General features: G+C 69.2%; 19 protein-coding genes and 1 other RNA gene. 7 read left to right on the top strand and 13 right to left on the bottom strand.

Annotation, left to right across the window (positions count from 1 at the left end):
* Positions 1-15 precede the first annotated feature (15 nt).
* The 4 genes from ACO2Q3_RS04205 to ssrA form a co-directional block, all read right to left on the bottom strand.
* Positions 16-795: a C13 family peptidase gene (locus tag ACO2Q3_RS04205; protein WP_423305283.1), complete on the bottom strand. Its 780-nt coding sequence runs from the start codon at positions 793-795 to the stop codon at positions 16-18.
* A 10-nt stretch (positions 796-805) separates the two neighbouring features.
* A complete protein-coding gene (locus tag ACO2Q3_RS04200) occupies positions 806-1,273 on the bottom strand; it encodes a PaaI family thioesterase (protein ID WP_423305282.1) in 468 nt (155 codons plus the stop codon).
* A gap of 5 nt (positions 1,274-1,278) precedes the next feature.
* Positions 1,279-1,791 carry an SspB family protein gene (locus ACO2Q3_RS04195; RefSeq protein ID WP_423305281.1) on the bottom strand — a complete coding sequence of 171 codons (513 nt, stop codon included), beginning with the start codon at positions 1,789-1,791 and terminating at the stop codon, positions 1,279-1,281.
* Between the two features lie 180 nt (positions 1,792-1,971).
* Positions 1,972-2,336: a transfer-messenger RNA gene (ssrA, locus tag ACO2Q3_RS04190) on the bottom strand.
* Between the two features lie 128 nt (positions 2,337-2,464).
* Between ssrA and ACO2Q3_RS04185 the strand changes: the two genes are divergently transcribed.
* Together ACO2Q3_RS04185 and ACO2Q3_RS04180 are read left to right on the top strand one after the other, a co-directional pair.
* Entirely contained in the window at positions 2,465-3,052 is a 588-nt protein-coding gene (locus ACO2Q3_RS04185; protein ID WP_423305280.1) for an inner membrane-spanning protein YciB, read from the top strand.
* A gap of 195 nt (positions 3,053-3,247) precedes the next feature.
* Positions 3,248-4,219, top strand: a complete 972-nt coding sequence (locus ACO2Q3_RS04180) for a phytanoyl-CoA dioxygenase family protein (RefSeq protein ID WP_423305279.1) — start codon at positions 3,248-3,250, stop codon at positions 4,217-4,219.
* 187 nt (positions 4,220-4,406) lie between these two features.
* Here the strand turns inward: ACO2Q3_RS04180 and ACO2Q3_RS04175 are convergent, their stop codons facing one another.
* The 4 genes from ACO2Q3_RS04175 to miaA form a co-directional block, all read right to left on the bottom strand.
* Positions 4,407-5,309, bottom strand: a complete 903-nt coding sequence (locus ACO2Q3_RS04175; protein ID WP_423305278.1) for a TauD/TfdA dioxygenase family protein — start codon at positions 5,307-5,309, stop codon at positions 4,407-4,409.
* Positions 5,310-5,422: 113 nt separating this feature from the next.
* Positions 5,423-5,971, bottom strand: a complete 549-nt coding sequence (gene ilvN, locus ACO2Q3_RS04170; protein ID WP_423305277.1) for an acetolactate synthase small subunit — start codon at positions 5,969-5,971, stop codon at positions 5,423-5,425.
* A gap of 33 nt (positions 5,972-6,004) precedes the next feature.
* Positions 6,005-7,810: an acetolactate synthase 3 large subunit gene (locus ACO2Q3_RS04165; RefSeq protein ID WP_423305275.1), complete on the bottom strand. Its 1,806-nt coding sequence runs from the start codon at positions 7,808-7,810 to the stop codon at positions 6,005-6,007.
* A 176-nt stretch (positions 7,811-7,986) separates the two neighbouring features.
* Positions 7,987-8,943 (bottom strand): tRNA (adenosine(37)-N6)-dimethylallyltransferase MiaA, encoded by a 957-nt coding sequence (miaA, locus tag ACO2Q3_RS04160; RefSeq protein WP_423305273.1) that lies wholly within the window; start codon positions 8,941-8,943, stop codon positions 7,987-7,989.
* On the opposite strand from miaA, the gene serB reads away from it, so the two are divergent.
* Together serB and ACO2Q3_RS04150 are read left to right on the top strand one after the other, a co-directional pair.
* On the top strand, positions 8,942-9,835 hold the full coding sequence (gene serB / locus ACO2Q3_RS04155; RefSeq protein WP_423305271.1) for a phosphoserine phosphatase SerB: 894 nt from the start codon (positions 8,942-8,944) through the stop codon (positions 9,833-9,835). The genes miaA and serB overlap by 2 nt on opposite strands.
* Before the next feature lie 47 nt (positions 9,836-9,882).
* Positions 9,883-10,557, top strand: coding sequence for an HAD family hydrolase (locus tag ACO2Q3_RS04150; protein WP_423305269.1), 675 nt, complete (start codon positions 9,883-9,885; stop codon positions 10,555-10,557).
* Between the two features lie 151 nt (positions 10,558-10,708).
* Here the strand turns inward: ACO2Q3_RS04150 and ACO2Q3_RS04145 are convergent, their stop codons facing one another.
* On the bottom strand, positions 10,709-10,897 hold the full coding sequence (locus ACO2Q3_RS04145; protein ID WP_423305661.1) for a hypothetical protein: 189 nt from the start codon (positions 10,895-10,897) through the stop codon (positions 10,709-10,711).
* A gap of 279 nt (positions 10,898-11,176) precedes the next feature.
* Complete coding sequence (locus ACO2Q3_RS04140) at positions 11,177-11,755, bottom strand: pyridoxamine 5'-phosphate oxidase family protein (protein WP_423305267.1); 579 nt, start codon at positions 11,753-11,755, stop codon at positions 11,177-11,179.
* 90 nt (positions 11,756-11,845) lie between these two features.
* On the opposite strand from ACO2Q3_RS04140, the gene ACO2Q3_RS04135 reads away from it, so the two are divergent.
* Positions 11,846-12,955: an Mrp/NBP35 family ATP-binding protein gene (locus ACO2Q3_RS04135; RefSeq protein WP_423305265.1), complete on the top strand. Its 1,110-nt coding sequence runs from the start codon at positions 11,846-11,848 to the stop codon at positions 12,953-12,955.
* Position 12,956: 1 nt separating this feature from the next.
* On the opposite strand, the gene ACO2Q3_RS04130 is transcribed toward ACO2Q3_RS04135, so the two are convergent.
* The 3 genes from ACO2Q3_RS04130 to ACO2Q3_RS04120 form a co-directional block, all read right to left on the bottom strand.
* Positions 12,957-14,393, bottom strand: coding sequence for an MFS transporter (locus ACO2Q3_RS04130; protein ID WP_423305263.1), 1,437 nt, complete (start codon positions 14,391-14,393; stop codon positions 12,957-12,959).
* Positions 14,394-14,606: 213 nt separating this feature from the next.
* Positions 14,607-16,040, bottom strand: a complete 1,434-nt coding sequence (locus tag ACO2Q3_RS04125) for an MFS transporter (protein ID WP_423305261.1) — start codon at positions 16,038-16,040, stop codon at positions 14,607-14,609.
* Between the two features lie 252 nt (positions 16,041-16,292).
* A complete protein-coding gene (locus ACO2Q3_RS04120) occupies positions 16,293-17,198 on the bottom strand; it encodes an SDR family oxidoreductase (RefSeq protein ID WP_423305259.1) in 906 nt (301 codons plus the stop codon).
* 230 nt (positions 17,199-17,428) lie between these two features.
* Between ACO2Q3_RS04120 and ACO2Q3_RS04115 the strand changes: the two genes are divergently transcribed.
* Together ACO2Q3_RS04115 and ACO2Q3_RS04110 are read left to right on the top strand one after the other, a co-directional pair.
* Positions 17,429-18,721, top strand: coding sequence for a sensor histidine kinase (locus ACO2Q3_RS04115; RefSeq protein ID WP_423305256.1), 1,293 nt, complete (start codon positions 17,429-17,431; stop codon positions 18,719-18,721).
* Positions 18,718-19,344, top strand: coding sequence for a response regulator transcription factor (locus ACO2Q3_RS04110; protein WP_423305254.1), 627 nt, complete (start codon positions 18,718-18,720; stop codon positions 19,342-19,344). The genes ACO2Q3_RS04115 and ACO2Q3_RS04110 overlap by 4 nt, the downstream gene beginning before the upstream one ends.
* The last annotated feature ends 120 nt before the right edge of the window (positions 19,345-19,464 follow it).

Here is a 19,464-nt window from a genome sequence, read left to right as displayed (position 1 = left end):
TGACCCTCGAGGGCTCTAGCCGGTTGGGAAGAGATAGAGCTGCAGGGTTGGGCGCAACTGCGCGCCGACCGAGACCTGGGGCTCGGAGGCCGGGGACATGCCGGTCTCGTGCTCGCGTTCGGCGACGCAGGCCTGCACCGCGGACCCCAGCGCCACGAAGTCCTGCACCGTGGGCAGCACCTTCAGGAAACAGGTGTCGAAATACGGGTACTTGTCGCTCTCGCTGCAGCCGAACGACGAGCGGTCGGGGCGGGCGGCGGTGATGATCATGCGGTTGCCGTCGGCCAGCACGGGCACGAACACGCCGGAGAAGCAGGCCGAGATCACCACCACCGTGGGCTTTCGCCCGCAGCTCTGCGTGATCAGCTGGTCCATCAGCCCGGGCGGCAGCAGGTTGTCGCCCAGCACCACGCCCTGGGGCGCCCCGTGCGACGAATAGTAGATCAGGCACCCCCCGGGCGCCTTGGCGCTGAGATCCTTCAGCGTGTCGTAGATGGTCTGCAGGTCGGATTTCAGCGGCCGGGTGTCCGGGTAGCGCTCGGGCCGGACGGAGAATTCGCGCAGGTTGGCCGGATCGAAGCCGAGTTTCTCCAGCGCCTTGGAGACGTCGCGCCGGGCGTTGTCGAAGGCCTCGGTCTGGGTCTCGCTGTGCGCCGCATGATAGTCGCCGGCGATCACCACCGCCGCCCAGTTGGCGAACGGCCCGCGGCCGGGCGACTCCGCAGCCCGCGCCGGACCGCCGGCGAGCGCCAGGAGGCTGAAGACCAGGCCGACGATCAGGGCCCAGGGCTTCAACGGCGGACGCCTATTTGTAGTTCTTGAACGGCGTCGGCACGGCGGTGCCGGTGGCCTTGGCCAGCAGCCGGCCGTCTTCGTCGTAGAGTTCGCCCTCGGTGAAGGCGATGGTCTTGCCCCAGCGCGCCACGCGGCCGACGCCGCGGATAGTCCCGAACTTCGCCGGGCGGAAGAAGCTGGTCTTCATCTCGGCGGTAGGGGCCACCGCGGTCATCTTCGAAGCCACCATGCAGGCCACGGACATGCACTCGTCCAGCATGGCGCACAGATAGCCGCCCTGGACCTGCTTCATCGGATTGGCGACGAGGTCCGCCTTCGCCTCGAAGGCGACCTCGACCTCCATCTTCTCCTGACTGACGCTGACCATGCGAAAGCCGAGCGTCTGGGAGCCGGTGGGCTGGTTCTTGGTCCGCAGGAAACGCTGCAGGATGGCGTCGTCTGTCAAAGTCTCGGGCGCATCCGAGGCAACGTCTGTCACGGCAATCACTTCTTTCGAAATTGATCCAGGGAAACCACCTTCGGCTCCTCCGGCGCGCCCGCCGGCGGCGGCGCCTTGGCGGCCCGCTCGGCCTTCGGCGGCAGCACCGCGGTGGCGGCCGGCGCCGGGGCGGCGTCGGGCTCCTCGGCGGGAGTGAACTGCAGCAGGTACTGCACCGAAGGATCGTAGAACCGTGTCACCGCCGTATACGGGATCGCCAGGCTCTTGGGCTGCCCGCCGAACTTCAGGGTGACGGAGAAGAAGGTCTCGCCGGGGGCCAGGTCCCAGAACTGGTTCTGCAGGACGATGGTCATCTCGTCGGTGTACTTGGCGAGCAGGTCCTTGGGGCCGGAGACGCCGGGGGCGTCGGTGCGGAAGCTGATGTAGAAGTGATGGTCGCCCGGCAGGCCCTCCGGAGAGGCCGCCCGCTTCAGCGCCGCCTTGACCACGCCGCGCAGCGCCTCCTGCTGCAGCGCATCGTAGCGCATCAGGTCCTTCAGCTTGTCATCCTTGGCCATGCGCCAAGCGTAGCGCCCGGGTGATTTGGCACAAGGGGAGGTTCTGAAATTTGATGATCCCGTGACGAGGAATTCGCGCTGGGCCCGGGAGAGACGGGGAGCGAAGTGGGAGGCTTCTGTTGACAGGCGCCTCCATTCTTCATCGCGAAAGGATGGGAGGCGCCGGCAAGATCGAAGGAAAGTGGGAGGCTTCTGTTGACAGGCGCCTCCCGGGCCCCGCCTAGCGCTGCTAAGACACTAGGGCTTTAAGGTCGAATTCGACCGCACCGCATTACGCGGCGAGGGCGTATTCTTCAGCGAAGTTATCGTTCGCAGTTAGTTTAAGACCCGAAACGGTGGGTCAGGCCGAGAGAAAGCAACACCTTTAGACGTCTGTCGATGCTGATCGGCCCCATGCGATCCGGCGATAACCCGGAAGGATGTTGGTGGAGCCGCCGGGAATCGCACCCGGGTCCAGTCCGCTTATGACGTGCGCGTTTATCTCCATAGTCCGGACGGATCCGGACAGGCCTCATATAGGGTGTTTGCGTTGCGGAATGAAGAAGGACCGTTCGCGAAGCGCGGATGGCGGCCCGGAATTTCGCGAACGGCGCCCCTCGCTTCGTGGACGGCCTCGGCGTTTGCCGCCCGCCGGCCCTAGGTTCGCCTCGCCCGGCAAGGAGGGGCGCGTGACATGAAGCAACTGTTCCACAGCGGCAAGTTCCTGCTGCTCGACATGGCGTCGACGATCGTTTTCCTGATCACCTACATGCCCACGCACAGCGTGCCGCTGGCGGTCGCCACCGGCGTCGCCTTCGGTCTGGGCCAGTTCGGCTGGCAGATCTGGAGGAAGCAGAAGATCGACACCATGCAGTGGCTGAGCCTCTTCCTGGTGATCGCCGGCGGCACGGCCAGCCTGCTGACCAACGACCCGCGCTACATGATGGTCAAGGCCAGCCTGATCTACGCCATCGTCGGCTCGGTGATGCTGAAGCCCGGCTGGATGAACCGGTATCTGCCCGAGGTGGCGATGGAGGTGGTGCCCGACGTCGCCGTGATCTTCGGCTTCGTCTGGGCCGGGCTGATGTTCCTGTCCGCCGCGCTCAACGTCTACGTCGCCGTGCACTACAGCGCTGTGACCTGGGGCCTGTTCATGTCGGGCTGGGGGACCTTCAGCAAGCTGACCCTGTTCGGCGTCCAGTTCACCACCATGCGCCTGATCGGCGTGCGCCGACGGCGCGCCCAGGCGGCCGCCATGGCCGCCGAGGGGGTCCCGGCCTGACGGGCGTCGCCAGTCTGTCTCTTCACCTAAGGGCCTGATCCCACCGGGGTCGGGCCCTTTCTCGTGCTGGCGGGCCATAGGCCCTGCGCGTACGCTCCCGGTCATTCCGCGCCGGATTCGTACGTCGAGCCCGCGATCCTGCAGGCGCTGCAGACGCCCGACAGCTTCACGGGGCAGGTGTATAATGATGCGCAGTTGATCGAGCGGCTGGGCTCGGACGCGGACAAGACCGGCATCCGCGCCGACAACCGGCTCAACGTTCAGGACAGGCGACTCGAAGGAGGACTCGACATGGACGGCAATGCGCCCCCGGGCCGGACCCTGCCTGCCGGCTTCGACGCCGCTGGCCATGTAGAACGCCTGCACCGCGACGGCTACACCATCGTTGAGGACTTCCTGGACGCGGCGCGCCTGGGCGCCTTCCGCGCCGGGATCGAGCCGCTGCTGGGCCGTTACCGCGGCCGCAACCCGTTCGAAGGGCTGAAGACCGAGCGGGTCTACACCCTGGTGGCGCGGGGGCGGGTGTTCGAGGACATCGCCTGCGACCCGCGGCTGATGGCGCTGCTCGACGCCTTCCTGCGGCCCGGCTACCTGCTGAGCGCCAGCCATGCGATCTGCATCTACCCCGGCGAGGCGGCGCAAAGCCTGCACACCGACGACAGCTTCTATCCGATCCCCCGGCCGCGCCCGGCGATCGGCCTCAGCGTGATCGGCGCCATCGACGCCTTCACGTCCGAGAACGGCGGCACGGTGATGTTCCCCGGCAGCCACCGCTGGACGGCGGAGCAGGGGCAGGCGGTGCGCGACGCCCTGGCGGCCGGCCGCGAGCATCCGCTGATGGAGGGCATGTTCGCCCTTGAGATGCCGCCCGGGGCCATCGCCCTGTTCCTGGGCACCCTGGTGCATGGCGCGGGCGCCAATCGCAGCGATGCGCCACGCCTGGCGTTCACCAACCAGTACTGCGAGCCCTGGGCCCGGACGCAGGAGAACTTCTATCTCGCCGTTCCCCGCGAGCGGGTGGCGACGATGGCGCCGGAGCTGCAGACCCTGCTGGGCTACGGCCTGTACCCGCCGTTCATGGGCCAGGTCACCGCATCGCATCCGCTCAAGAGCCTGGAGCCGGGGTGGACGGCGCCGGTGAGCCGGGGCGTCGCCGCCGAGGAATGATCCGCTCACGGCAATTCCTTGCCGGGGCTGAAAAGAAACGGGCCACGCCATGTGGCGCGGCCCAGTCATTTTGGGAGGAACGCCCCCAGAAGGGACGACGCGACTTACTAGCCAATTCGACCCGTCCGGCATACCCACTTTTTGATTTTCCGGGGCAAGGATTTCTATCGCCGCATTTTTGGGCACATCAGAACGGGCGGTCGCCGCGCACGGTGACCCGCTCCATCAGCCGCTCGGACGGCCAGTAGTCCAGGATCGGATAGTGCTGGGTGCAGCGGTTGTCCCAGAAGACCACGGCGTTCGGGGTCCACTTCAGGCGCAGCTGGTATTCCGGCGCCTTCACCCGGTCGGCCAGCCAGGCCAGCAGTTCGGTGCTCTCGCGCTCATCGATGCCGAGGATGCGGGTGGTGAACTCGTGATTGACGAACAGCGACTTGGCCCCGGTTTCCGGATGGGTGCGCACCACCGGGTGGGCCTGCGGCGGGAACCGGCGGCGCAGCTCGGCGCGACGGGTGTCGCTGACCCGGTGGCCGTAGGTGCGCAGGATGTCGTGCTCGGCCTTCAGGTGCGCCAGGCGGGTGCGCATTTCCTTCGGCAGGTCGGCCAGCGCGGCCTCGGTGTCGGCGAACAGGGTGTCGCCGCCCAGCGGCGGCAGCTTGCGCGCGCGCAGCACCCCAGCCATCGACGGCTGCTCGCGGAAGGTGACGTCCGCGTGCCACTTGTTCTCGGCGCGGCGCTGCGAGTGGGTGGCCGCGGTCACCGGTTCGGTGTCGCCGGGCTCGATCTGCAGGATCTCCGGATGCCCCGGCACGTGCGCCATCACCGGATGGCTTTCCAGTTCGCCGAAACATCGCCCGAAGGCGATGTGCTGGTCGTAGGTGATGTCCTGGTCGCGGAACACCAGCACCTTGTGCTTCAGCAGCGCGGCGTGGATCGCCGCCACCACCTCGCCGTCCAGCGGCTCGCGCAGGTCGACGCCGGACACCTCGGCGCCCAGCACCGGCCCGAGCGGCTCCAGGCCCAGGCCGGCGAAATCGTATTCGCCGAGCGCGGGCGAGGCGGCGACGGGCTTTGGACTGAAGGCGTTCATGGCGATCTCCGGGGCGCTGGCCTCGAAAGATAGCCTATAAACTCAGTAGGATTTGAACCCCAGGAATTCTAACGGCGAGGGGAGAAATCCCGCCTGATCCAGCAGGAATTCCCTCAGAGCGTCTCGACGCCGCGGTCGATGGACAGCACGCCGGTGCGCGACACCTCGACCAGGCCCAGCGGGCGCATCAGGTCGACGAACTTGGCGATCTTGGAGGGCGCGCCGGTGAGCTCGAAGATGAAGCTCTCGATGGTGGTGTCGATCACCCGGGCGCGAAAGATGTCGGCGATGCGCAGGGCTTCCACGCGCTCCACACCGACGCCGCGCACCTTGATCAGGGCCAGCTCGCGTTCCACCCCGTTGGGGTCCTTGGTCACGTTCTGCACGTGGCGGGTCGAGACCATCTTCTGCAGCTGGGCCTCGATCTGCGCCAGCACGTGCGGCGTGCCGCGGGTGACGATGGTGATGCGGCTGGTGTGGGCGCTGGGGTCGGTCTCGGCGACCGTCAGGCTCTCGATGTTGTAGCCGCGCGCCGCGAACAGCCCCACGACCCGGTGCAGCACCCCCGGCTCGTTGTCCACCAGCACGGCGAAGGTCGCCAGCGCCTCGGCCTCGACCGCGTGGCCCATGTCGTAGGCCGAAGCCGGGGGTTCGATGCTCATGCGTGCTCCGGAAGGGGGTTGCTCTGGCGGGACCTACACCAGCCGGCGGCCGGCGTCGTCGATCACCCGCCCGATATCGGTGACCTCCTCGCCGAGGATCATCTCGTTGTGCGCCTTGCCAGACGGGATCATCGGGAAGCAGTTCTCCGCCCGCTCCACGCGGCAGTCGAACAGCACCGGCCGCGGGGTGTTGATCATCTCCAGGATCTTGCCGTCCAGTTCGTCGGGATGCTCGGCGCGCAGGCCGACGGCGCCGAACGCCTCGGCCAGCTTGACGAAATCGGGCAGGCTCTCGGAATAGGAATGGCTATAGCGCTCGCCGTGCAGCAGCTGCTGCCACTGGCGCACCATGCCCATCCATTCGTTGTTCAGGATGAAGATCTTGATCGGCAGCTCGTACTGAATGGCCGTCGACATCTCCTGCATCGTCATCTGCACGCTGGCGTCGCCGCCGATGTCGATGACCAGGCTGTCCGGGTGCGCCATCTGCACGCCCACCGCGGCCGGCAGGCCGTAGCCCATGGTGCCGAGGCCGCCCGAGGTCATCCAGCGGTTCGGCTCGTTGAACTTGAAGAACTGGGCCGCCCACATCTGGTGCTGGCCCACCTCGGTGGTGATGTAGGTGTCGCGGTCCTTGGTCAGTTCGTACAGCCGTTCGATGGCGTACTGCGGCTTGATGATGCTGGCGCTGGGCCGGTAGGCGAAGCCGTTGCGCGCGCGCCAGCGGTCGATCTGCTCCCACCAGCCGTCCAGCCGCGCGGCGGCCGGAGGCGTCTTCAGCTTCTTCCAGGCGCCGATCATCTGCTCCAGCACCTGGCCGGCGTCGCCCAGGATGCCGATGTCCACGCGCACCACCTTGTTGATCGACGAGGGGTCGATGTCGATGTGGATCTTCTTCGAGCCGGGCGAGAAGGCGTCCAGCCGCCCGGTGACCCGGTCGTCGAAGCGCGCGCCGATGGCCACCATCACGTCGCAGTCGTGCATCGCGTGGTTGGCCTCGAAGGCGCCGTGCATGCCCACCATGCCCAGCCAGGCCGGCTGGTCGGCGGGGAAGGCGCCCAGGCCCATCAGGGTCGAGGTCACCGGCGCGCCGGTCAGCCTGGCGAACTCGCGCAGCAGGGCGCTGGCCTTCGGGCCGGCGTTGATCACCCCCCCGCCTGTGTAGAGGATCGGCCGCTTGGCGCCGGCGATCAGGGCGATGGCGTCGGCGATGCGGCCGGCGTCGCCCTGGGTGCGCGGATGATAGTTGTGGCTGGAGCGCGCCTTGTCCGGCCCGACATAGGGGGCGCTGGCGAACTGCACGTCCTTGGGGATGTCGATCACCACCGGGCCGGGGCGGCCGGTGGTGGCGATCTTAAACGCCTCGTGCAGCACGTGCGGCAGGTCGCGCGCGTCCTTCACCAGGTAGTTGTGCTTGGTGCACGAGCGGGTGATGCCGACCGTATCGCATTCCTGGAAGGCGTCGGTGCCGATCAGGTGGGTCGGGACCTGGCCGGTGATCACCACCAGGGGAATGGAGTCCATCAGGGCGTCGACGATGCCGGTGATGGCGTTGGTGGCGCCGGGCCCGGAAGTGACCAGGACCACGCCGGGCTTGCCGGTGGAGCGGGCGTAGCCCTCGGCGGCGTGGGTCGCGCCCTGTTCGTGGCGGACCAGCACGTGCTTCAGCCGCGGCTCGTGGAACAGGGCGTCGTAGATCGGCAGCACCGCGCCGCCCGGATAGCCGAACAGGTCGGTCACCCCCTGGTCGACCAGGGCGCGGACCACGATCTCGGCGCCGGTCATGATCTCGGCGGCGGCGTCGGTTTCGGAGGCTTCGATGGCGGGGTGGGCGGTCATGGCGGTGAACTTTGATCCGGGGGATGCTTGGGGCAAGAAAAAAGGCCCGCTAGGGGCCTGGGCATACGCGACCGACAACGGCGAGGGGCGTCATACCCCCGTCGAGGACGGCCGCCGGATAAGTACGATCGCGCGCATGCGCCTTGCTCCAAATCGTTCGGAACGCTCATGCCATCCTAGCGCAGACCCGTCAAGGCAGGGTTCAGGGCAAGGAATTGCCGCCACTGGTCCTCCGGCGCCACGGCGGTGAGGCGCGGCCAGTCGCCCGTCTGGTTGCGGAACCAGGTCATCTGCCGCTTGGCGTAGCGCCGCGTCTCCTGCTGCGCCAGGGCGATGGCCGTCTCCAGGCTGGTGGCCAGGTGCGCGGCGAGTTCGCGATAGCCGACCGACTTCAGAGCGGGGAGGGCGGGATCGAGATTCCGCGCCATCAGCGCCCGCACTTCGTCCAGGGCGCCAGCCGCGACCATCCGCTCGAGCCGGGCGTCGCAGCGGGCGTAGAGCGCCTCGCGCGGCGGCTCGAGCACGACCGAGCCCCAGCTGCCGGGGGCGAGCGTGGGCCGGGTGTCCGCCTGCCAGGCGGTGAGCGAGCGTCCGGTGTGCTCGGCCACCGAGACCGCGCGCAGCAGGCGCTGGATGTCGCCCGGGGCGATCCTCAGCTCCGCCTCGGGGTCCAGGCGGGCGAGCCGGGGGCGCAGCGCCAGTTCGCCGGCCGCGCCGACTTCGGCCGCCAGCGCGTCGACCGCCTCGCGCGGCACCGGCGGGATCTCGGCCAGGCCCTGGGTCAGGGCGCGGAAATAGAGGCCCGTGCCGCCCACCACGATCGCCACCCGTCGCCAGCGGGCGATGTCGTCCAGCTCGCGCCGGGCGGCCTCCAGCCAGCGGCCCACCGACCAGCCGTCGGCGGCGTCGGCTACCCCGAACAGGTGATGCGGCGCCAGCAGCGTCTCTTCGCGCGGCGGCCGGGCGGTCAGCACGCAAAGGTCGCGGTAGAGCTGCATGGAGTCGGCGTTGATCACCTCGCCGCCCACCGCCTGCGCCAGACGCAGGGCCAGGGCCGACTTGCCGCTTGCCGTGGGGCCGGCGATCAGCCAGATGCGGGGCGCTTCCCTGCCGCTGTCATCCCTCGGACCCATGCTGCTCGCGCTCACCCTCGTCACGCCCGACTTCGACACCCTGCAGCACGCCCTGCCCATGGCCCTGGAAGCCGTGGCCATGGCCGGCCGGCCCGTGGAGGACACCGAGATCCTCGGCGACGGCGCCGCCGACATCCTGGTCGAGGGCGGCGACCCGACCATCCTGCGCGCCCATGCCGAGAGCCACCTCGGCCACCTCAAGGTCGACGTCTGCGCCCAGATGGTCGAGGGGCGCAAGAAGCGGCTGCTGATCGCCGACATGGATTCCACCATCATCGGCTGCGAGTGCCTGGATGAACTGGCCGACTTCGCCGGGCTGAAGGCTGAGATCGCCGCCATCACGGAGCGGGCCATGCGCGGCGAGCTGGAGTTCGAGGCCGCCCTGCGCGAGCGCGTGTGGATGCTCAACGGCCTCGGCCTCGACGCCCTGCAGCGGGCCTACGACGAGCGCGTGCGGCTGAACCCGGGGGCCAGGACCCTGGTGCGCACCATGGCCGCCAACGGCGCCCGCTGCGTGCTGGTGTCGGGCGGCTTTGAGTTCTTCACCACCCGCGTCGCCGAGGCCGCGGGCTTCGCCGCCCAGCGCGCCAACCGCCTGCTGGACGACGGCCGCGCCCTGACCGGCCACGTCGCCGAGCCGATCCTCGGCCGCGAGGCCAAGCTCGCGGCGTTGCAGGAGGAGGCGGCCAAAGCCGGCCTCGGCCTGCACGAGACCCTGGCCGTGGGCGATGGGGCCAACGATCTGGCGATGATCGAGGCCGCGGGCCTCGGCGTCGCCTACCGCGCCAAGCCGATCGTCGCCGGCCAGGCGGACGCCAAGGTCGATCACACGGACCTGCGCACCCTGCTGTACTTCCAGGGCTACGGCCAGGACGCCTTCGTCACCGACTGACACCGATCGTGACTTCGCAGCCCGGCCCTGAGCCGATAGGTCCCCCCATGGTTTTCCAAAATCCGATTCGCGCCGTCGTGTTCGACATGGACGGCCTGCTGCTCGACACCGAGGTCCGCTACAAGGACGTGATCCTGGCGGCCGCCGCCGAACGGGGCGCGCCGCTGCCGGTCGAGGTGTTCAACCGGATGATCGGCACGCCGCTGAGCCACAGTCTTCAGGTGCTGGCCGAGTTCTATGGCCCGGACTACGACGGCGAGGCGCTGTTCGAGGACGCCACCGAACGCTTCAAGGTCATGACCCACGGCGAGGACCTGCTGAAGGCGGGCGTGCGCGAGCTGATCGCGCACCTGGAGGAGATGAACATCCCGCGCGCCATCGCCACCTCGTCGGGCCACGAGTCCGTGCGCCGCCATCTCGAGCCGAACGGGGTGCTGGCGCGGTTCGACGCGGTCATCGCCCGCGGCGACTACGAGAAGGGCAAGCCGGCGCCGGACCCCTTCCTTACCGCCGCCAGGGCGCTGGGCGTATCGCCGGAACACTGCCTGGCGCTGGAGGATTCCTACAACGGCGTGCGCGCCGCCCACGCGGCAGGGATGATGACGGTGATGGTCCCCGACCTGCTGGCCCCCACCGACGAAATGCGCGACCTCGCCGTCGCCATCGCCGACAGCCTGCACCACGTGCTGGACCTGGTGAAGGCGCACCAGGCCGGCGCCTGAGGCCGGCTCTTCGCTGGAGCCCCCATCCCGGCCTTCGGCCGTACTTCCCCCACGGGGGGAAGAGAGACAGCGCCAAAGCCCGCTGCACCGTTCTCTTCCCCCTCTGGGGGAAGTACCGGCGAAGCCGGGGAAGGGGGCTCCGGAGCCGGGCTCACCGCCGCTCGACGAACATCGGCAGGCCGCCCGCCGGGCGCATGGTGATGCGATGCGGCAGGTCGACGACGTGGCCTCCCCCACCAAGCCGCACGCCTCGCACCCAGCGTCCCAATCTCAGTCTGACCCAGGTGCTGGACGCCGCCGCCGCCGTGCTGGAGCGCCACGAACACGCCGGCTTGACCATGCGCGCCGTGGCCGCCGAGCTCGGCGTCCAGGCGCCGGCGATCTACTGGTACGTGAAGGACAAGCAGGCGCTGGAACTGGCCCTGTTCGACCACCTTCAGGAGGGGCTGGTGTTCGCGCCCAAGGGCGACGACTGGCGCGAGGACATGCGGCAGATGGGCCAGGCCCTGCGCGCCCAACGTCGCCGCCGCCTTCGACGCCTTCACCGAGCCCGGCGCCCTGGACGAACAGTTCCGGTTCGGCCTGGACGCCCTGATCGCCGGCTTCGAACGCCTCGCGGCTACCTCAGCCGCGGCGGGACCACGTCCCTGAACAGGTCGAAGCTCTTCCAGGCCGGCTCGACCGGCGGCGCATCGGGCCTCGGCGCATCGGCGGAAGGCTCTGTCATCTGCAGCTGCGGGATATAGCGCGGGCAGTTGGGAAAGATGTCGCTCGGCGTCACCCGCACCAGCGCCTGGGCGCCGGGGATCGCCGCCAGGGCGTCTGGGTCGAACACCAGGTCGGCGCGGCCGTTGATCCGCAGGCGGGCGGGCCGCTCGCCGGTCTTGATGAACAGCAGGCCGACGTGGGGGTTGACCCGGATGTTGCCCAGGCTGCGGAACATGCCGTTGCCGTCGTAGTCGGGGAATTCCAGCCGGTCGGGGGCGGCGATGCGCACGAAGCCGGGCTCGCCGCCCTTGAACGAGCAGTCCGGCCGGCCGTCGGCGTCGGCGGTGGCCAGGAAGAAGAACGGGACCCCTTCGACGAAGGCTCTGTCGGCGTCGTTGAACCGCTCGCGGCGAAGGGTCTCGTCCAGCCGGTCGGCAAGGGCGCGGCTGCCGGCCCAGTCCTGCAGCGCGCGTTGGCCGTCGTGGTACATATGAAAAGCCTCTCCCCGGCGCGCGGCGCTTGTATTGCGCCCGTCACGAACGGATATGAGGCGCCTCCACGAACGAAGCATCAAGTCTCCATGACCCAGTCCGCCGCGCCCACCCCCGACCGCGACCGCGTAATCGCCACCCTCGACGCCATCCGCGACCCGGCGACGGGCCTGGGGCTGCATGCGTCCGGCCTCGTCCAGGCGCTGGTCGTCGGGCCGGGCCGGGTGGGCTTCATGATGGAGGTCGCCTCCGCCGACGCGGCCCGCTACGCCTATATCCGCGACGCCGCCGAGAAGGCGCTGGCCGGGCTGCCCGGGGTGGAGAAGGCGCAGGTGGTGATGACCGCCTCGTCGCGCGCGCCGGCGCCGGGGACCACGCGGGTGCGCAAGGGCGTGCAGGTCAACGACGATCCGCGCACGGCGCCGCAGGCCAAGCCCCTGACGGCCGTGCCCAACGTCAAGCGGGTGATCGCCGTGGTCAGCGGCAAGGGCGGGGTTGGCAAGTCCACCGTGGCGGTGAACCTGGCCTGCGCCTTCGCCGCCTTGGGCCACAAGACCGGCCTGCTGGACTGCGACGTCTACGGCCCGTCGATCCCGCGCATGCTGGGGACCGACCAGGAACTGGAGCGGGCCGACGAGCAGATCGTGCCGCTGCAGGCCTGGGGGCTGAAGCTGATGTCGATCGGCTTCATCGTCGACGAGGGCCGGGCGATGATCTGGCGCGGGCCGATGGTCTCCTCGGCGGTGCGGCAGATGATCAACGACGTGCGCTGGGGCACGCCGGACGACCCGCTGGACGTGCTGATCATCGACATGCCGCCGGGGACCGGCGACATCCAGCTGACCCTGTTCCAGGACTTCAAGGTCGACGGCGCGGTGGTGGTCTCCACGCCGCAGGAGATCGCCCTGATCGACGCGCGCCGGGCGGTGGCGATGCTGGAGAAGCTGCGCACGCCGGTGCTGGGCATGGTGGAGAACATGGCCTTCTTCCCCGACCCGGCGACCGGCGCGCGGATCCCGATCTTCGGCGAGGGTGGGGCCAAGGCCGAAGCGGCGAAGCTGGGCGTGCCGGTGCTGGCCGAGATCCCCATCGACATGGCCCTGCGCGCCGGCGGCGACGAGGGGCGGCCGCTCACCGCCGCCCACCCGGAAAGCCCGGTCTCCCAGGCCTTCCTGCAGGCGGCCAGAGCGCTGGGCTGAGCTATTCCGCCGGCGCGCCGGCGGTCGGCCCGATCAGCGATTCCTCCGACGCCGCGAGGTGCGCCGAGGCGGCCTCCTGCTCGAGCGCGGCCTGGATCTCGGCATGCCGCTTGGCGTCCAGCTTGTAGCCGAACAGCATGGCGCCGCCGAAGAACACCAGGATGATTGGCGCGAACAGGTAGCACATCTCCAGGCCGAAGATGGCGTGCGGCGTGTTCACCGCGCCTTCCTTGCCGTTGTAGCCGACGAACTGCAGGATCGGGAAAACGATCAGCACGGTGATCGTGCTGCCGATCTTGGTGGTGGTTGTGACCATCGAGAACAGCAGGCTGGTCAGGTCCTGCTTCTGCTCCAGCTTCACCTCGTCGACGATGTCGGCGACCATGGCGCGGATCAGCAGCAGGAAGGCGCTGGCGCAGAAGCCGACGCAGAACATGCCGGCGGCGGTGGGCAGGGTGTCCGGCCGCGCATAGGGCTCGTGCACCCGGGGCAGGGCCATCAGGATGGTCTGGAAGATGGCGTAGAACACGCAGGCGATCTGGATCGTGCGGTGCTTGCCGAACCGGCGGGCGACCCGCGCCCACACCGGCGCGCCGATGATTCCGGCGCCGATATAGAAGATCAGCAGGAAGCCCACGTCGGCGATCGAGAAGCCCTTGGCGTCGTGGAAGAAGTAGACGTAGAGCGGCGCCGTGGTGCCGGGGCCGAGGGTCAGCACCAGGTCGGCGAGGATCACGCGCAGCAGGGTCGGCCGCGAGATGGCGCCCCAGTAGTCGCTGAGCTTGAACCGCGGCCGATCGGCCGGCTGCAGGATCTTCTCCGGCGTGAACAGCGCGGTGATCAGCGCGCCGATGGGCAGGGCGACCAGCAGGATCATGCAGATCGCCGGCATGCTCGCCGCCTTGCCGGCCACCACCTTGCCGTGGGTGAACACGGGCAGCAGCAGGAAGGCGACCGAGCCGACCACCCCCATGCCCTGGGTCCAGCCGTACACCCGCGAGCGATCATGATAGCCCCGGGCGAGGATCGCCGACCAGGCGGCGACGCCCAGGGTCAGCATGGACGTGCCGGCATAGGTGACGATCAGCCAGGTGATCAGATAGCCGACCGTGGGATGCTCGGCGGGAATCAGCAGCTTCCAGGCGCCCAGCATGGCGATCGGCGCGCCCAGGATCAGCCAGGGTCGATAGCGGCCGAGCGGCGTCCTGGTCCGGTCCATCACCAGGGCGATGATCGGGTCGAACGCCATGTCGACGAACCGCACCGACGCGACGGCGCCGCTGACCGCGATGAAGCTCAGGCCGAGGCCGGCATAGAAGCGGGGAAGATACAGGCCGTAGACCAGCAGCAAGGCCGCCAGCGGCATGCCGAGGGTCCCGAAGGCCAGGATGTTCGGTAGCGGCACGCTCTTGGCGGAATCCGGGCTGGTCGTGGTCACGCGGCGTCTCCCAAATTGTGTCCGGCGTCTCTTCGGGCGCTCAGACGGAAATATCGATCATGCTCCGGACGGCGCCGGGGACGTGGCGGCCGGCCGAAAATGCGGCGACGGCCCAGACGTCCCTTCGGCCGTCACGGCAAAAGGTCGGCTCAGATGTGACGGTCCCGCAAGGCCGAGCGCAAGCGGTATTTTTCGCCCGCTCAGGGGAAGGGCTCAGGAGGCTCCCGGCACGTTCCCCGGCAGGGCGACGTCGCTGCTCAGGCCTTCCAGCACCGGCGACTCCGGCACCATGGCGTCGCGTTCCTCGAGCTGCCGTCGGACGTCGGCGTGCCGCGCCGCGTCGAGCTTGTAGCCCAGGAAACAGGCGCCCCCCAGCATCACGAAGCCGATCGGCCCGATCAGGTAGGTCATCTCCATGCCCGAGATCGCGGCCGCCGTGTTGTGCAGGTTTTCCTTGGTTTGATAGCCGACGAACTGCAGCGCATTGAAGGTGAAGAAGATCGACAGGGCGCCGGCGGCCTTCTGGGTGCCGGTGACAAGGGCGTAGAGCAGGCCGACCCGGTTCTGGCCGGTCTCCAGGCGCACCACGTCGCCGACGTCGGCCACCATGGCCCGCACCAGGAGCGTGAAGCCCGTGGCCAGGAAGCCCATGCCGAACATGAACGGGCCGTCGATGATGAACTGGCCCTTGGGCATGACGTAGAGCAGGATAAGGCCCAGCGAATACAGGGTGCTGGCTCCGATGAGGGTGCGGTGCTTGGCGAAGCGGGTGGCCAGGCGCCCCAGCACGATCGCCCCGATCAGGCCGGCCATGGTGTAGACGAACAGCAGCAGGCTGGCGTCGGCCGTCGTGAAGTGGCGGGAATCTCGGAAGAAGAACAGGTACAGCGCCGCCATCCAGCCCGGGCCGAGCGCCAGGCAGAAGTCGGCGGCCAGGATGCGGGCGACCTCGGGGCGCTTGATCAGCGCCCAGTACTCGCTCAGGCGCACCTGTTGGTGATGGGCCGTCTGCACGATCGGCTCGCGCGTCACCACGCTGGCGAGCAAGCAGCCGGCGGGGGCCGCGATGATCATGAACCAGCCCATGGTCTGGATCAGGGACGGGTCGCTCGACTTGGCCACGTGCATGACCTTGGGCATCAGCAGGATGATGGCCGCGCCCACCACGCCGACGGCGGACAGGGCGCCGAACAGGCGCGAGCGGGCGTCATAGGTGGGGGCGATGTTGGCGGCCCAGGACGTCTGCGCCAGGCTCATCAGCGAGGTGCCGAGGTAGAACACCAGCACCCAGAGGATGACGTAGTTCACGCTGATGCCCGGCTTGGCCATGAAGACCATGTACGAGGCGAAGGCCAGCACCGGTCCGCCGATCAGCAGCCAGGGCCGATAGCGGCCGATCACCGTGCGGGTCCGGTCCATGCCGAGGCCCAGGAACGGATCCAGCCAGATGTCGATCAGGCGCACGATGGCGAAGGCGTTGCCGACCATCGCCGTCGAGATGCCGATGTGGCTGGCGTAGTACTGCGGCAGGAACACCGAGAAGGCGACCGCGTAGCTGCCCAGGGCGAGGCCCGGCGAGCAGAACGCCAACACATTGAAGAAGTTGAGGCGAGGGGTCGCCAGGGAGGCGGAGGGCGCCGTCGTCACGGGAGATTCCTGGGCAATTGGGTCAAAAAAAGCACGTCTCTTCGGACGCTTGACCTCCACATGGCGGCCCGGGCTGCGCCGCGCAAGCGCTTTCCTGACCGGTGATCAGAAAGCCTGCGCGGCGCCAGAGCGGGTCGAGGAAAAGTGGCCCCGGTGTTCCGCCCGCGACCCGCTCCAAAAGTCTGGAATCGATCACGGCTTTGGATGATTCCAGCCAAAGACGCCGTGATCGGGGGGTAACTTTCCGTCGGGTCAGCCGCCGGACATCTTGCGGAAGAACTTCTGGCTCTGCTCGCCGCCGGCGAAATAGGCCTTCTGGCCGGCCTCGTCGGCGATCTTGCTCCAGTTGTCGCGCACTTCCTCGACCGACAGCCCGCCTTCGCCGAGGTAGACGCCCTCGGTCTCATAGATGCGGGCCACCGCGAAGGCGCCCGCGCCGGCGGTGAGGATCGTGCCCGTGGGGGCCTCTTCCGAGCAGAGGTAGACCACGCCCGGCGTCACATATTCCGGCGCCAGCCGCTTGAGGATCTCCGGCGGCATCAGGTTCTCGGTCATCCGCGTGGCCGCCACCGGCGCGATGGCGTTGACGTGGATGTTGTTCTTCTGGCCCTCGAGCTTCAGCGTGTTCATGAAGCCGATGATGCCCAGCTTGGCCGCGCCGTAGTTGGTCTGGCCGAAGTTGCCGTACAGGCCCGACGACGAGGTGGTCACCACGATGCGCCCATAGTTCTGGGTGCGCATGATCTCCCACACCGCCTTGGCGCACTTCACCGTGCCCATCAGGTGCACGTCGAGCACGAAGTCGAAGTCGCTCATCTCCATCTTGGAGAAGGACTTGTCGCGCAGCACCCCGGCGTTGGCGATCAGGATGTCGATCCGGCCCCAGTGGTCCATGGCGTCCTTGGCCATGCGCGCCACGCCGGCGTCGTCGGTCACCGACGAGCCGTTGGCGATCGCCTCGCCGCCCAGCGCCTTGATCTCCTCGACCACCTTCAGCGCGGCCTCGGAGGAGCCGCCGGAGCCGTCCACCGAGCCGCCCAGGTCGTTCACCACCACCTTGGCGCCGCGCCGCGCCAGTTCCAGCGCGTGCTGGCGGCCGAGGCCCCCGCCGGCGCCCGTCACGATCGCCACCTTGCCGTCGAAGCGGACGTCCGCCATCGCATAGTCTCCCGTTGAAGAGGGGTTTCTGGTGGGCGCCTTTTGCGCGCCGGCGCCGCGGAGCGTCAAGCGGTCGCAGCCTCGCCGGCCAAGCTTGCGCCATGTCAACGGCGACGGGGGCGGCAATTGCCTATAGAGCCGGGGTGAGCGGAGGGGCGCGGCGTGCGGACCGCATGGCAAGCGACGTGAGGCAGGAAGCGACCGCGCCGTCGCAAGCCGAGTTGAGGCGCATGAACTGGGCGCTGCGCGCCTACGCGCGGTCGGCGTCCGCCCTCATCCACTCGGAGACGCTGGAAGACCTGGTCGCCGGCTTCTGCGCGGCGATCGTCGGCGAGGGCGAGTATGTGCTGGCCGGCGTGGGCCTGGTGACCCCTGGGGTCGGCCCGGTTCGCCTGGTCGCCGGCGCCGGTCCCGCCCGCGCCTATTTCGACAACCTGCGGATCAGCGCCATTTCCGGCGAGCCAGGCGGGGACGGGCCGGCCGGCCGCTCGATCCGCTCGGGCCATCCGCTGTTCATGCGCGACGCCGCGACCGATCCGATCTTCGGCCCCTGGCGCGAAGAGGCGGCGCGCTTCGGCATCCGCTCCAGCGCCACCGTGCCGTTCCGGCGCGAGGGCCGTGTCGCCGGCGTGCTGATGATCTACGCCCAGACGCCGGACGCCTTCGGGCCCGAGGAAGTGGCGGTGTTCGACGAACTGGGCGGCGAACTGGCCTTCGCCATGGCCGCCATCGAGGCGCGCGAGCAGCTCAAGGCCGCGGAGGCGGCGCGCCTGTCGGCCGAGGCGGCGGCGCGCGACGCCCAGTCGGACCTCGCCCGCGCGACCCGGCTGAGTCTTGTCGGCGAGTTCGCCGCGACCATCGCCCACGAGATCAACCAGCCGATCGCGGCGGCGGCCACCAACTGCGAGGCGGGCCTGCGCTGGCTGGATCGCGATCCGCCGGACCTGGCCCAGGCGCGCCAGGCCCTGCGCCGCGGCCTGCGCGACGCCCACCGCGCCGCGGAGGTGGTGCAGCGCACGCGGGCCCTGCTGGCGCGGCAGGAAACGCATTTCGCGCCGGTGGACCTCGCCGAGGCGCTGCTGGATCTCAAGCTGTTCGTCGAGCCGGAGCAGCGCCGGTCCGGCTCGGCCATCGAATGGGCGGTTCCGCGCCGGTTGCCCAGGGTGTTCGGGGACCGGGTGCAGCTGCAGCAGGTCGTGCTCAATCTGGTGGTCAACGGCCTGGAGGCCATGCGCGCCGGCGGCGGTGGAACGCTGCGCGTCAGCGCTGCGGCCGACGGAGCCGACGCCGTGCGGGTGGAGGTGAGCGACCAGGGTCCCGGACTGGACGCCGAGGCCACGGCGCGGCTGTTCGATCCCTTCTTCACCACCAAGCCCGGCGGCGTCGGTCTGGGACTGGCGATCTCGCGCAACATCATCGAGGCGCACGGCGGCAGGCTGTGGGCCCAGCCCGCCGAGGGGGGCGGGGCCTGCTTCTGCTTCACCCTCCCCGTCGCGGCGGGCAGGCGAGGGCCGGGCCGATGACCCCGTCCGCCGGGACTGTGCTCGTGGTCGACGACGACGCCGCCGTCCGCGAGGCCCTGGACGGGCTGTTGCGCTCGGTGGGCTTTCAGGTGCGGCTGTTCGGTTCCGTGACGGAGTTCCTGGCTGCGGAGCCCCCGCCCAGCCCCGCCTGTCTGGTGCTGGACGTCCGCCTTCCCGGACGCAGCGGCCTCGACCTGCAGGACGAGCTTGCGGCCAGGGGCCGGCCGCTGCCGGTGGTGTTTGTCACCGGCCACGGCGACATCCCGATGTCGGTGCGGGCAATGAAGGCCGGCGCCGTGGAATTCCTGACCAAGCCGTTCCGCGAACAGGACCTGCTCGACGCGATCCAGGTGGGCCTGGAACGCGATGCCAGCCACGCGGCCCAGCAGGCCGGCCTGGCCGACTTGCGCGCCCGCTACGCCGCGCTGTCGCAGCGCGAGCGGGAGGTGTTTATCCAGGTGACGGCGGGGCGGCTGAACAAGCAGATCGCCGGTGACCTGGGTCTCAGCGAGGTCACCGTGAAGGTCCACCGCAGCCAGCTGATGCGCAAGATGCAGGCCGCGTCCCTGCCCGAGCTGGTGCGCATGGCCGATCGTCTGGGCCTGCGCGCCGCCGGTCCCTGACGATCGGCCGCAAGCCTGCCGATACCTTGGTATAGTCGCGCGAGGCCAAAGCACGGCTTCAATTTCCCGGCTACCGGCGCGAGGCTGCGGGCGCCTCGGCGGCGGTCCGTTCCGTCGCCG

It is taken from the genome of Caulobacter sp. KR2-114 (assembly GCF_049446115.1).
Classification (GTDB): Bacteria; Pseudomonadota; Alphaproteobacteria; order Caulobacterales; family Caulobacteraceae; genus Acaudatibacter.
This window is presented reverse-complemented; position numbering and strand designations above follow the sequence as displayed.

Coding starts and splice junctions, on each gene's coding strand:
- ACO2Q3_RS04165 (WP_423305275.1), bottom strand. CDS start 7,810: ATGACCGCCCACCCCGCCATCGAAGCCTCCGAAACCGACGCCGCCGCC.
- miaA (WP_423305273.1), bottom strand. CDS start 8,943: ATGGGTCCGAGGGATGACAGCGGCAGGGAAGCGCCCCGCATCTGGCTG.
- ACO2Q3_RS04185 (WP_423305280.1), top strand. CDS start 2,465: ATGAAGCAACTGTTCCACAGCGGCAAGTTCCTGCTGCTCGACATGGCG.
- ACO2Q3_RS04115 (WP_423305256.1), top strand. CDS start 17,429: ATGAACTGGGCGCTGCGCGCCTACGCGCGGTCGGCGTCCGCCCTCATC.
- ACO2Q3_RS04140 (WP_423305267.1), bottom strand. CDS start 11,755: ATGTACCACGACGGCCAACGCGCGCTGCAGGACTGGGCCGGCAGCCGC.
- ACO2Q3_RS04135 (WP_423305265.1), top strand. CDS start 11,846: ATGACCCAGTCCGCCGCGCCCACCCCCGACCGCGACCGCGTAATCGCC.
- serB (WP_423305271.1), top strand. CDS start 8,942: ATGCTGCTCGCGCTCACCCTCGTCACGCCCGACTTCGACACCCTGCAG.
- ACO2Q3_RS04145 (WP_423305661.1), bottom strand. CDS start 10,897: ATGGTCAAGCCGGCGTGTTCGTGGCGCTCCAGCACGGCGGCGGCGGCG.
- ACO2Q3_RS04120 (WP_423305259.1), bottom strand. CDS start 17,198: ATGGCGGACGTCCGCTTCGACGGCAAGGTGGCGATCGTGACGGGCGCC.
- ACO2Q3_RS04175 (WP_423305278.1), bottom strand. CDS start 5,309: ATGAACGCCTTCAGTCCAAAGCCCGTCGCCGCCTCGCCCGCGCTCGGC.
- ilvN (WP_423305277.1), bottom strand. CDS start 5,971: ATGAGCATCGAACCCCCGGCTTCGGCCTACGACATGGGCCACGCGGTC.
- ACO2Q3_RS04195 (WP_423305281.1), bottom strand. CDS start 1,791: ATGGCCAAGGATGACAAGCTGAAGGACCTGATGCGCTACGATGCGCTG.
- ACO2Q3_RS04150 (WP_423305269.1), top strand. CDS start 9,883: ATGGTTTTCCAAAATCCGATTCGCGCCGTCGTGTTCGACATGGACGGC.
- ACO2Q3_RS04110 (WP_423305254.1), top strand. CDS start 18,718: ATGACCCCGTCCGCCGGGACTGTGCTCGTGGTCGACGACGACGCCGCC.